General features: G+C 70.4%; 12 protein-coding genes. 5 read left to right on the forward strand and 7 right to left on the reverse strand.

What is annotated here, in order from left to right:
- The first annotated feature begins 30 nt into the window (after positions 1-30).
- Positions 31-1,137 carry an ABC transporter ATP-binding protein gene (locus BLW32_RS17160; protein WP_068520539.1) on the forward strand — a complete coding sequence of 369 codons (1,107 nt, stop codon included), beginning with the start codon at positions 31-33 and terminating at the stop codon, positions 1,135-1,137.
- A gap of 73 nt (positions 1,138-1,210) precedes the next feature.
- Here BLW32_RS17160 and rpsA read toward each other — a convergent pair whose 3' ends face one another.
- Positions 1,211-2,695: a 30S ribosomal protein S1 gene (gene rpsA, locus BLW32_RS17165; protein WP_068739833.1), complete on the reverse strand. Its 1,485-nt coding sequence runs from the start codon at positions 2,693-2,695 to the stop codon at positions 1,211-1,213.
- Positions 2,696-2,861: 166 nt separating this feature from the next.
- Here rpsA and BLW32_RS17170 point away from each other — a divergent pair, with 166 nt between their 5' ends.
- From BLW32_RS17170 to BLW32_RS17180, 3 genes are all read left to right on the forward strand, one after another.
- Positions 2,862-3,647: a class I SAM-dependent methyltransferase gene (locus BLW32_RS17170; protein ID WP_082791195.1), complete on the forward strand. Its 786-nt coding sequence runs from the start codon at positions 2,862-2,864 to the stop codon at positions 3,645-3,647.
- Between the two features lie 232 nt (positions 3,648-3,879).
- Entirely contained in the window at positions 3,880-4,233 is a 354-nt protein-coding gene (locus tag BLW32_RS17175) for a hemophore-related protein (RefSeq protein ID WP_068520545.1), read from the forward strand.
- A 40-nt stretch (positions 4,234-4,273) separates the two neighbouring features.
- On the forward strand, positions 4,274-4,672 hold the full coding sequence (locus BLW32_RS17180; protein WP_068520547.1) for a hemophore-related protein: 399 nt from the start codon (positions 4,274-4,276) through the stop codon (positions 4,670-4,672).
- A gap of 10 nt (positions 4,673-4,682) precedes the next feature.
- Here BLW32_RS17180 and BLW32_RS17185 read toward each other — a convergent pair whose 3' ends face one another.
- The 4 genes from BLW32_RS17185 to BLW32_RS17200 all read right to left on the reverse strand — a co-directional run bounded on the left by BLW32_RS17185 (position 4,683) and on the right by BLW32_RS17200 (position 8,195).
- Positions 4,683-5,027, reverse strand: a complete 345-nt coding sequence (locus tag BLW32_RS17185; RefSeq protein ID WP_068520550.1) for a helix-turn-helix domain-containing protein — start codon at positions 5,025-5,027, stop codon at positions 4,683-4,685.
- A gap of 91 nt (positions 5,028-5,118) precedes the next feature.
- The gene (locus BLW32_RS17190) at positions 5,119-5,727 is read right to left on the reverse strand and encodes an HAD family hydrolase (RefSeq protein ID WP_068739837.1); all 609 of its coding nucleotides are present in this window, start codon (positions 5,725-5,727) and stop codon (positions 5,119-5,121) included.
- A gap of 28 nt (positions 5,728-5,755) precedes the next feature.
- Positions 5,756-7,030, reverse strand: a complete 1,275-nt coding sequence (locus BLW32_RS17195; RefSeq protein WP_074850656.1) for a reverse transcriptase family protein — start codon at positions 7,028-7,030, stop codon at positions 5,756-5,758.
- Positions 7,031-7,250: 220 nt separating this feature from the next.
- Positions 7,251-8,195, reverse strand: a complete 945-nt coding sequence (locus BLW32_RS17200) for a GlxA family transcriptional regulator (protein WP_068739839.1) — start codon at positions 8,193-8,195, stop codon at positions 7,251-7,253.
- 135 nt (positions 8,196-8,330) lie between these two features.
- Between BLW32_RS17200 and BLW32_RS17205 the strand changes: the two genes are divergently transcribed.
- Entirely contained in the window at positions 8,331-8,966 is a 636-nt protein-coding gene (locus BLW32_RS17205) for an isochorismatase family protein (protein WP_068739841.1), read from the forward strand.
- A gap of 40 nt (positions 8,967-9,006) precedes the next feature.
- Here BLW32_RS17205 and BLW32_RS17210 read toward each other — a convergent pair whose 3' ends face one another.
- On the reverse strand, positions 9,007-9,594 hold the full coding sequence (locus tag BLW32_RS17210) for a hypothetical protein (protein WP_068739843.1): 588 nt from the start codon (positions 9,592-9,594) through the stop codon (positions 9,007-9,009).
- A gap of 28 nt (positions 9,595-9,622) precedes the next feature.
- Entirely contained in the window at positions 9,623-12,298 is a 2,676-nt protein-coding gene (gene polA / locus BLW32_RS17215) for a DNA polymerase I (protein WP_231857301.1), read from the reverse strand.
- Positions 12,299-12,315: the final 17 nt, after the last annotated feature.

Raw genomic sequence — 12,315 nt, forward strand, 5'->3', positions numbered from 1 at the left:
CTTCGACCCTCATAAGCCCCAGGAGGAACCATGGCTTCCATCACGTACGACAAGGCGTGCTGCGTCTACCCCGGCGCCGAGACCCTCGCCGTCGACTCCCTCGACCTCGACATCGCCGACGGCGAGTTCGTCGTGCTGGTCGGGCCGTCCGGCTCCGGCAAGTCGACCGCGCTGCGCATGCTCGCCGGCCTGGAGGAGATCGACTCCGGCGCCATCTCCATCGGGGGCCGCAGCATGGTGGGCGTCGCGCCCAAGGACCGCGACATCGCAATGGTCTTCCAGAACTACGCGCTGTACCCGAACAAGACGGTCGGCGAGAACATGGGCTTCGCGCTGAAGATGCGCGGCGTCCCGCTCGACGAGCGCAAGCAGAAGGTCGCCGAGGCGGCGAAGCTGCTCGACCTCACCGATTACCTCGACCGCAAGCCGGCGCGCCTCTCCGGCGGTCAGCGGCAGCGCGTGGCCATGGGCCGTGCGATCGTCCGCGAGCCGCAGGTCTTCTGCATGGACGAGCCGCTGTCGAACCTCGACGCCAAGCTACGGGTGCAGACCCGCACGCAGATCGCCGCATTGCAGCGGCGCCTGGGAACGACCACGGTGTACGTCACGCACGACCAGGTCGAGGCGATGACGATGGGCGACCGGGTCGCGGTGCTCAAGTTCGGAGTGCTGCAGCAGTTCGCGACGCCGGCCGAGCTCTACGACCGCCCCAGGAACGCCTTCGTGGCCGGCTTCATCGGCTCGCCGGCGATGAACCTCTTCACGGCGCCCGTCCGCGACGGGGCGATCAGGGTGGCGGGCGGCACCGTCGACCTGGACGCGGAGGCGCAGGCGGCCGTCCGGACCTCCGGACTGGACCGCGTCACCGTCGGTATCCGGCCCGAGAGCCTCGGTCTCGCCGGACCCGACAGCGGCGTGGCCGGGTCCGTCGCGATCCTCGAGGACCTCGGCAGCGACACCTTCGTCTACGCCCGCGTGGAGGACCCCGACGTGTCCGGCGTCGACGGCGCCCCGGTCACGCTCGTGGCGCGGTGCCCGCGACGCACCGCGGCCCGGATCGGCGACGGCGTGCGGCTCGCGCAGGTGGAGCCCGCAGTGCACCTGTTCCACCCGGACACGGGCGAGCGCCTCAACTAGGAGCCCCGGAAACGGGGAACGCCCCGCATCCTGCGAAGGATGCGGGGCGTTCTCGTCGGTGCGGTGAAGCGGATCAGGCGTTGCCCGACAGCTTCTCGCGGAGAGCGGCGAGCTGCGCGTCGCTGGCCAGCGAACCGCCGGTGCTCTGCGGGGCCTCGTTGCCGCCACGATCGGCGGACGCCGACTCGCTCGAGTAGTTCGCGCCACCCGCGGCCGGACCGCCGGCAGCGGCCTCGGCGGCCTCGTCGGCCGCGAACTTCTCCATCTGCGCGGTGTGCATCTTGTGGCGACGCTCCGCCTCGGCGTAGCGACCCTCCCACTCCTCGCGCTGCTTCTCGAAGCCCTCGAGCCACTCGTTGGTCTCGGGATCGAAGCCCTCGGGGAAGATGTACTCGCCGTTCTCGTCGTAGCTGTCGGCCATGCCGTACTTCGACGGGTCGAACTCCTCGGTGTAGTCCTCGTTGGCCTGCTTGAGGCTCAGCGAGATGCGACGACGCTCGAGGTCGATGTCGATGACGCGCACCATGGCGTCGTCGCCGACCGAGACGACCTGGTCCGGGACCTCGACGTGGCGCTCGGCCAGCTCCGAGATGTGGACGAGGCCCTCGATGCCCTCCTCGACGCGGACGAACGCGCCGAACGGGACGAGCTTGGTGACCTTGCCGGGCACGATCTGGCCGATGGCGTGGGTCCGGGCGAACTGGCGCCACGGATCCTCCTGGGTCGCCTTGAGCGACAGCGAGACGCGCTCGCGGTCCAGGTCGACGTCGAGGACCTCGACGGTGACCTCGTCGCCCACGGTGACCACCTCGGACGGGTGATCGATGTGCTTCCAGGACAGCTCGGAGACGTGCACGAGGCCGTCGACGCCGCCCAGGTCCACGAAGGCACCGAAGTTGACGATGGAGGACACGACGCCCTTGCGGACCTGGCCCTTCTGGAGCTGGTGCAGGAACTCGCTGCGGACCTCGGACTGGGTCTGCTCGAGCCACGCACGGCGCGACAGGACCACGTTGTTGCGGTTCTTGTCGAGCTCGATGATCTTCGCCTCGATCTCCTTGCCGATGTACGGCTGGAGGTCGCGCACGCGACGCATCTCGACCAGCGAGGCCGGGAGGAAGCCGCGGAGGCCGATGTCCAGGATGAGACCACCCTTGACCACCTCGATGACGGTGCCCTTGACGGCCTCGTCCTTCTCCTTGAGCTCCTCGATCGTGCCCCAGGCGCGCTCGTACTGCGCGCGCTTCTTGGACAGGATCAGGCGGCCTTCCTTGTCCTCCTTGGTGAGGACGAGGGCCTCGACGGCATCGCCGACGTTGACGACCTCGGACGGGTCGACGTCGTGCTTGATGCTCAGCTCGCGGGAGGGGATGACGCCCTCGGTCTTGTAACCGATGTCGAGCAGGACCTCGTCACGGTCGACCTTGACGATGGTGCCCTCGACGATGTCGCCATCGTTGAAGTACTTGATCGTGGCGTCGATCGCTGCGAGGAAATCCTCCGCGGTGCCGATGTCGTTGACGGCGACCTGCGGGGACGTAACGGTGGTGGTGGGCATTGGGTAAGTTGCTCCGGACAGGGTGCTAGTAGTTTGGGTCGAGATCGCGCACGCATGGGCACACGCGTGGACCAGGCTACTCCACCGCGTACAACCTGGGCAAACCGCCCTCTCCGCACCCGCCGTCGAGAGGTTCACTCCCGTGTCCCATCGCCCCAAACCGGACATGCGCCGCGACAGCGCGGGCTCCGAAGCCGCGAACCGGTCCTGGTGGGACTCGGACGCCGAGGCCTACCACGCCGAGCACGCTGCCTTCCTCGGCGTGGACACCGCCGACGGCGAGTTCGTGTGGTGCCCGGAGGGCCTGCGGGAGTCGGACGTCGAGCTGCTCGGCACCGTCGGGCCCGGAACCGTCGCCGTGGAGATCGGGTGCGGCAGCGCCCCCTGCGCCCGCTGGCTCGCCGGACGCGGCGCGACCGTCGTCGGGATCGACATCTCCGCCGGAATGCTCCGCCGCGGACTCCCCCACGTCCACGGGGACAATCCACTCCTCGCACAGGCCGGGGCGGAGAACCTTCCCATCGCCGACGGTGCCGCCGACGTGGTCTGCTCGGCCTTCGGCGCCATCCCGTTCGTCGCCGACTCCGCCCGTGTCATGGCAGAGGCGCACCGCGTGCTGCGCCTCGGCGGCCGGTTCGTCTTCTCGGTCAACCACCCGATGCGCTGGATGTTCCTCGACGACCCGGGACCGGACGGCCTCGTCGCGACGCTGTCCTACTTCGATCGCTCCCCGTACGTCGAGACCGATGACGACGGCGTCCCGACGTACGTCGAACACCACCGGACCATCGGCGACCGGATCCGGGAGATCGTCGCCGCGGGCCTGCAGGTGGTGGACGTGATCGAGCCCGAATGGCCCGAGGGGTTCACCCAGGAATGGGGCCAGTGGAGCCCGCTGCGCGGCGCGATCTTCCCCGGAACGGCGATCTTCGTCTGCGTGAAGCCACACTGATGAGTTGCACTCACCACATCCGCCGACACACGGAGCGCATCGAGCGCATGCCGGACGAAACACCTGATCAACAGGGCTGACGGCGCCTCCGGCGCAACCGGCAGCGGCAGCCGCTACCCGGGTTTCAGTCGGCCCTCGCGGGGTTGGTTTTGCACCTCGCCGAGCTTTCGCGACCCCCGCAGAGCCGGTAGTCTCGCGTGGCAGTCGTCACCGCCCCGAACAGGAGACAGTCATGAACCGGATCCGCATCGCCGCCGCGGTCGCAGCCTTCGCGGGCGTCGTCGCCTTCGTTCCCGCGGCCGCCTCCGCCGCACCCACCGACAAGGTGCCCGGCACCAAGTGCACCGTCGCGCAGGTCGAGCGCGCGACTCAGGTCATCGCCCCCGAGGCGATCGCGGTCATGGACGCCACCCCCGGCGGCCGTGACCAGGCGACCGAGCTGCTCACCGCCAAGCCCGAGGATCGCCAGAAGATCATCGACCGGCTGACCAAGGACAACCCGGCCGCGGCCTCCTACTACAAGGCCAACCGCGCCGACATCGACGCCAAGATCGCCAAGGTCATCGCGACCTGCGACAAGTACTGATCCCCCACCTCCGCACGCCGCCACCGAAAGGCACCCCCGCATGACCTTCCGCCGCACCGCCGCCACCGCCGCCGTCCTCGGCGCGATCGCCCTGGCAGGCGCGCCGCTCGCCGCCGCCGCTCCGACGCCGAAGCCCGCGCCCAAGCCGAGCGCCTCGGCCGCGCGCGCGGTGCCCGGTACGTCGTGCACGGTGGGTCAGCTGCGGGCCGCCATCGACCGGTCGTCGCCGGGCCTGTCCAAGCGCCTCGAGGAGGCCGCGGGCGGACCGCAGGAGTTCGCGGACATCGCCGCGTCGGACGGGCTGACCCGCCAGCTCCGCGTGGCCGCTCTCGCGTTCCGCGGCACCGGCAGCGCCATGAGCCTGGCCGGCGAGCAGGCGAACGTGCAGCGCGCCGTCGCCGACGCCTACCGCACCTGCGGTTCCGCGAAGGCCAAGTAGTCGTCCGCGCTCAGCCCTCCTCGAGGGCTGAGCGCAGGGCCGCCTCGACCGCCGCGATCGCCTTCGCCGAGGCCTGCTCCGGCGATCGGGCGGCCACCCGGCGGTCGATGTCCGGCATCAGGCACGCCGGCGGCACGTCCAGGGCCGCAGCGAGCCGGTACATCGTGGACATGTGCGGGTCCGACACCCCGTCGTTCGAACTCACGTTGCGCTCGATGTTCGAGATCTGATTGCGATGCAGGCCCGCCAGTTCGGCGAGTCGCTCCTGCGACATCCCCCGCGACTTCCGCAACGTCACCAGGCGGCGGGCCAGTGAGTCCCCGTAGGTGTTCCACTCGATCTTCCGCGCCTTCATCGAATATACGGTGTCCGATGCTCCCCCGATTGTCTGCCCCATAGGTTATGCAATATCAAACCTGACGGGAAATGTCCAGGTCACACGCCGATCAGGCAGGCGCGAACTCCGGGAGCAGGTCGATCACCTGCGTCAGATTCCCGACGGTGCGCACCGCGCCGGCCCGCAGGAGGGCCGCGTCGTCGAACTCACCCGTGGTGACGCCGATGAAGGCGCACCCGGCCGCGCGTGCGGCCGACGCGTCCTCCACGTGGTCGCCGAGGTAGGCGCGGACGTTGCCGAATCGCCGCAGCGCCTCGCCCTTCCGCTCCCCGAAGTGCCCGCCGACGACCGCGGTGACGTCGAGCCCCGCGTCGGCGACGGCCCGGTCCGCGGCCGCCTGCTGCTTCGCCGACACCACGACTGATGCGCCGCCCGCCGCCCGGATGGCTGCCAGGAGCTCCTCCGCGCCCGGCAGGACGGGTACCGGCGTGGTCTCGTCGGTGTCGTAGTGCCACCGGTAGCGCTGGAGGAACCGATCCGCGTCGATCCCCGGCACCACCTCGCGCGCGACGTCGTCGATGGGCACGCCCATGTGCGGCAGGAGCAGCGCGTCGTCCACCGTGTACCCGAGGTCCGCGAACGCGCGCTGGGCCGCCGTGAGGATGCGCTGGCGCGAGTCGATCAGCGTGAGGTCGAGGTCGAAGCCGATGGTGAACACAGCGACCAACGCTACGCGAGGGGCCCACTCACCACCGCACGCGCGCGGCCATCGCGAGGAGGCGCAGGCGTCGCTGCTCGTTACCCTGCGCGACCCAAGCGATCCGGCCGTAGACGAAGGCACGGAAGTCGGGGTGACCGTCGCGGTTCTGGCTCTCGCCGCCGGACCGGGCCGCATTGTGCAGCAGGGCGCGCAGGTCGTCGTACTCGGCCCGAGGGACCTGGGCGCGGGCGTTGACCACGACGCCCGCGAGTTCCTGCCGTGCGCCGGCCCGCATGATCCGGGTCTTGCGGGGGTTCACCGAGAGTCCCTCCGCCGCGACGATCTTCGGCACCACGCCCGCGATCAGCGCGGGATCCCGTGCGCCGGAGAAGGCGAGGTCGTCGCCGTACCGGGTGTAGCGCGCTCCCTGCGCGTGGGCCAGCCCGGTCAGGCGTGCGTCGAGGCGGTGCAGCGCGAGGTTCACCAGCGCGGGCGACGAGGGGGCGCCCTGCGGTAGGTGCCGCGACCGGAGCGTCGCCGCCCGCCACGGGTCCAAGCCGCGGAGTTCATCGGCGGGAGTCGCGACGGTGCACAGGTCGGCCAGTACGGTCGCCACCGGCGCCGGGTATCCCAGCCGGCGGAAGACGCTTCGGACGCGGGGCACCGCCACCGTCGAGAAGCAGTCGCGGAGGTCGAGCCGGACGACGGAGAGGCTCCCGACATGGGGCGAGGCGTAGGCGAGGACCGATCCGCCCGGGCGGAAGCCGCGCGCCGCGGGGTGCGCGCCGGCGGGGTCGAGCACGCGCCGCAGGATTCGCCGCTGCGCCTCGGCGAGCCGAGGTTTGGGCGCCTCGATCACCCGGAATCCACCGGCCGGCTTGACCATCCGCGCCACTCGGTAGTGCCGCAGCGGCGGGCGCGCGTGCCGCAGCCACCGTCCGTGATCGGCGAACCACTCGAGCTCCGGCACCGTCAGGTCCAGCATCCGCGCGATCGACGCGACGTCGGGCAGGGCGAGACCGGGCACGTCGACGGGCCCGCCGGAGTCCAGGGTCTCGACGATGCGCACCGCATCGAGCGCCGCCACGAGCGGCGCCGTCCTCGGCCGCCGCACGTGCCCGTCGACCTGGAGCGGCGGTTGCGGGTGACCGGACAGGAGCGCCTCGACGACCGGCCCCACCAGTTCGTCCGGGACGGTGCCACGGACGAGCGAGGCGATCGTCTCGGCGGTCCACATCTCCTCCGTGAGGAGGACGACGCGATCGGCGACGGCGTGCCGCCACGACCGCGGCAGGCGCCGGGCGATCTCGACCACTGTCATGCGCGGGATGCGAACGCCGCTCGGGTGACCTGGAACAAGGTCCCGGAGCGCCGTGTGGTGCGCGGAGCGCACGCGCCGGCGTGGGACGCAGGGTGTAACTGTGCAGTGCCCCCAGCGGTTACCGCTGGGACGGATCTCGCGGATCCCACCTCACCCGAGCGACGTCGCATGAATCCAGACTGCCACACCTCGCAGTCGGGATGCACAGCTCCGGACGCGCTCAGGACTGCTCGGTGAACCGGTGCCGGTACGAGGTCGGGGTGGTCGAGTACGTGCGAACGAAGTTCTGCCGGAACGTCACCGTGCTGGCGAAGCCGCTCGCCCGGGCGACCCGGTCGATGCTCCAGGCGGTGTTCTCCAGGAGCCTGCGCGCCTCGTCCAGGCGGCGACTCAGCACCCATTTGGCGGGGCTCATGCCCACGGTCTCCTGGAATCGCCGCGCGAAGTGCCGCGGACTCATGCTCACCCGCGCCGCGAGGTCGTCGACCGTCAGCGGGGCGTCCAGGTGGGCGAGCGCCCACGTGGTCGCGGCGCCGATGGGCCCGTCGCCCGCGACCGGCAGGGGGCGGTCGATGTACTGGGCCTGGTCGCCGTCGCGGTGGGGCGCGATCACGAGGTATCGCGCGAGTGCGGTCGCGGCGGTCGATCCGAGCTTCGTCCGCACCACGTGCAGGCAGGCGTCCAGGGCCGACGCGGTGCCCGCCGACGTCAGGACGTCGCCGTGGTCGACGTAGAGGCCCTCGGCCCGCACGGTGACTCCCGGGTACCGCTGCGCGAGTTCGGTCTCGGACGCCCAGTGGGTGGTCGCGGTGCGGCCGTCGAGGACGCCCGACGCGACGACGGGGAAGGCTCCCAGGCAGAGCCCGGCGATCATCGCGCCGCGGGCGTGCGCGGCGCGGATCTCGTGGAGGAGGTCGTCGCTCGGCTCGGGCAGGTCGGTCGGCCAGGAGGGGAAGACGACGAGGTCGGCCGCGCGGGCCGCGGCCCGGTCCGCGGTCGCGATGGTGACGCCGTCCAGCCCGCGGACGGGGCCGCCGTCGGCACTCCAGATGCCGGTGTCCCAGTCGGCGGCGAGCCCGAGGCGACCGACCTCGCCGAAGGCGATCAGGGGCGTGGAGAGGTGGAACATCGAGATGCCGTCGAAGGCGTGGACTGCGATGCGCACGATAGTTGTCCTGAATCCATCGAAGATGAGTAATTCTGCCACTCACGCTACCCGGCGGCGCGGCGCGAGTATGGATTCCGAGCGAACGTCAGGTTCCTCACGCGTATCCGATCCACCTGCACAGGAGCACATCCCATGACCACACCCCGTCGCGCCCTCATCGTCATCGACGTGCAGAACGAGTACTTCGACGACGACCGCCCGCTGGCCGTGGCGTACCCGCCCCGCGACGAGTCCCTCAAGCGGGTCCTCGCCGCGATGGACGCCGCGCAGAAGGCCGGCGTTCCGGTGGTGACCGTCGCGCATGTCTGGCCCGAGGACGCCCCCGTCTTCGCCGAGGGGTCGGACGGAGCGCGCCTGCACCCGGACGTCGCCGCGCGGAGCGACGCCGTTGCCGCGCACGTCGAGAAGCAGCGCTCGAGCGTCCTCACCTCGAAGGGGCTGCCGGAATGGCTGCGCGAGAACGCCATCGACACGCTGACCCTGGTGGGCTACATGACCAACAACTGTGTCCTGGCCAGCGCGGCGGCGGCCGAGCCCGAGGGCCTCGCGGTCGAAGTGCTCTCCGACGCCACCGGCGCGATCAACCTGTCGAACGCCGCGGGAAGCGCCTCCGCGCAGCAGGTCCACGAGACGCTCATGGTGCTGCTCCACTCGAACTGGGCGGCCGTGGCCGACACCGACGCGTGGATCGAAGCAGTCGCGGAGGGACTCCCGCTGGACAAGAGCGACCTCGGTTCCTCCGCCGTGCAGGGACGCGCCGACCACTGACCGCCGGCGCCGCGGGGCGGTGGCCCAGCCGCCCCGCGCGTCACCAGGAGCGCATCCCGCACATCCACCAGTCGTCGCCCAGCGACACCGGAGCAGTGCAGCCCATCCCGTACATGTCCCGCCCCTTCGGACTCCCCGACGGGCTGTAGAAGTAGCCGCCTGCGTCGTCCGGGATCCCCGTCCACTGCGGGAAGAAGATCGTGCCGTCGTTTCCGCTCTTCGAGACGAGCCCGCGCTCGGTGAGGAACCGAAGGTGGACCGGGAGGTACCCGTAGTAATCGTCACCGATGTCGACGGTGCGTGCCTGCTCGTACAGTCCCCTGTGCACCGAGAACCACGTCTGCGGCGCGATCCACCACCACGCCCCGATCACAGCGGTCACGGCGACCATGACCGGAACGATGACGACACCGAGAAGGCCTGCAGCGCCTCCCCTGATGAATCCGGTCAGCACCAGGACGAACCCGAGCACGAAGCAGATCCACGCGATCGGCACGATCACCAGGTCGAGGATCCACAGGTTCAGCCGCAGGAACGAGTGCAGCATCGAGACGCCCCAGAGCGCGAGGCCCGTGACGACGGTGCCACGGCTGACGCGCCGGTTCTTCCACCAGGGATCGGCGCACATCAATCCATACTGTCACACACTCGAATGACTAGTGTGCAGCATCGTCCCAGCTGCGGCCGTAGCCGACGGAGACCTCCAGCGGCACGGACAGCTCCGCGGCACCGCCCATCGTGTCGCGGACCAGCGCTTCGAGCTGCTCCCGCTCGCCCGCTGCCACCTCGAGGACGAGCTCGTCGTGCACCTGCAGCAGCATCCGCGAGCGCAGGCCGGCGGCGGCGATCTTCTCCTGCAGCCGGATCATCGCGACCTTGATGATGTCGGCGGCGCTGCCCTGGATGGGCGCGTTGAGCGCCATGCGCTCGGCGGCCTCGCGGCGCATCCGGTTGGTCGACGTGAGGTCCGGCAGGTACCGGCGACGGCCGTAGATCGTCTCCGTGTACTCGTTCCGAGTCGCCTCGGTGACGACGTCCTGGAGGTAGTCGCGCACACCGCCGAAGCGGGCGAAGTACGCCTCCATCTGGTCCTTCGCCTCGTCGCGCGAGATCTTCAACTGCGCGGCGAGGCCGAAGGCCGAGAGCCCGTAGGCGAGGCCGTACGACATCGCCTTGACACGGCGGCGCATGTCGGGCGTGACCTCGTCGATCGGGACGCCGAAGGCCTTGGAGCCGACGAAGTTGTGCAGGTCCTCGCCGGTGTTGAAGGCCTCGATGAGCCCCGCGTCGCCGGACAGGTGGGCCATGATCCGCATCTCGATCTGGCTGTAGTCCGCCGTCATCAACGTCTCGTAGCCCTCGCCCGCGACGAAGGCGTGGCGGATCTGCCGGCCGGCCTCGGTGCGCACGGGGATGTTCTGCAGGTTCGGATCGGTCGACGAGAGCCGGCCGGTGGCGGCCACCGTCTGATTGAACGTGGAGTGGATCCGCCCGTCGGAGGCGACGGTCTTGAGCAGCCCCTCGACCGTCACCTTGAGCCGCGTCGCGTCGCGGTGCTCCAGCAGGTGCTGCAGGAACGGGTGCGGCTCCTTCTCGTACAGCGCCTCGAGCGCCGCCGCGTCGGTGGTGTAGCCCGTCTTCGTCTTCTTCGTCTTCGGCAGGCCCAGCTTCTCGAACAGGATCACCTGCAGCTGCTTCGGCGAGCCGAGGTTGATCTGCTCCCCGATCTCCTCGAAGGCCGAGGCCTCGGCGGCGCGGATCCGCTCGCTGAACTCGCTGTGCAGCGACTCGAGGTGCGCGGTGTCGACCGCGATGCCGGTGGCCTCCATGACGTCGAGCACGCGGAGCAGGGGCAGCTCCATCTCCGCGAGCAACGGGCGCGACTCGATGTTGTCGAGCTCACCGTCGAGCGCGTCCGCCAGATCCGCGACGGCACGGGCCCGAAGGATGGCCTGCTGCGCCTTCTCCCCCGCCGAATCGTCCGGATCGTCGAGGAGCGAGAGCTGCGAATCATCGCCCGCGGCCTCGACGCGCAGCTCGCGGTGCAGGTACCGCACCGAGAGGTCGTCCAGGTTGAACGTGCGCTGGCCGGGGCGCACCAGGTACGCCGCGATCGCTGTGTCCGAGGTGAGGCCGCCGAGCGTCCACCCGCGGCTGGACAGCGCGTGCATGGCCCACTTGGCCTCGTGCGCGGCCTTGGGCTGGGCCTCATCGGCCAACCACGCGCCGAGCGCGGCCTCGTCGTGCGGGGTCAGCGAGGAGAGCTCGATGTACCCGCCCTCGCCGTCGGGAGCGGCGATGACGACGGCCTCCGCGTCACCGTCGACCACGACCTCCGGGCCGATCACGCCCAGCCCGGACCGCGCCCCGGAGGCGCCGTGCTCGGCCAGCCACTCGGCGACGGTGCCCGGCACGACGATCCCGCCGGAGATCTCGAAGCCCTCGTCGGCCTCCGGCTCCGTGCTGGCGAGCTCCGTGAAAATGCGCTCGCGCAGCACCCGGAACTCGAGATCGTCGAAGAGCTGATGGATGGCCTCGCGGTTCCACGGCTGCAGCGCCAGGTCCTCCGGGACGTAGGGCAGCGTCATGTCGCGCACCATCTCGGTGATCTGCCGGTTGAGCTGCACGGTCGCGAGGTTCTCGCGCAGCGAGTCCCCGACCTTGCCCTTCACCTTGTCGACGTTGGTGACCAATCCTTCGAGGTTCCCGTACTCGCGGATCCACTTGGCGGCCGTCTTCTCGCCGACGCCGGGGATGCCGGGCAGGTTGTCCGACGGGTCGCCGCGGAGCGCCGCGTAGTCGGGGTACTGCGCCGGCGTGAGGCCGTACTTCGCCTCCACCTCCTCCGGGGTGAACCGGGTGAGGTCCGAGACGCCCTTGCGCGGGTAGAGGACCGTGACGTCGTCGTTGACGAGCTGCAGCGCGTCGCGGTCACCCGTGACGATGAGGACCTTGAACCCCTGCTCCTGGGCCTGCGTGGTCATCGTGGCGATGATGTCGTCCGCCTCGTAGCCCTCCTGCGCCATGGTGGGGATGCCCATGGCGCCGAGCACGTCCTTGACCACGTCCACCTGACCGCGGAAGTCGTCCGGGGCGGAGCTGCGCTGCGCCTTGTACTCGGGGTACATCTCGGCACGGAAGGTCTGGCGGGAGACGTCGAAGGCCGCGGCGACGTAGCCGGGCGCCTCCTCCTTGAGCAGCTTGATCAGCATCGACGTGAAGCCGTACACCGCGTTGGTCGGCTGCCCCGACTTGGTGCGGAAGCGGCCACCGTCGAGCGGGAGCGCGAAGAAGGCGCGGAACGCCATCGAGTGCCCGTCGATCAGCAGCATCGTGGGCTTGGTCGAGG

The organism is Tsukamurella tyrosinosolvens (assembly GCF_900104775.1).
Classification (GTDB): Bacteria; Actinomycetota; Actinomycetes; order Mycobacteriales; family Mycobacteriaceae; genus Tsukamurella; species Tsukamurella tyrosinosolvens.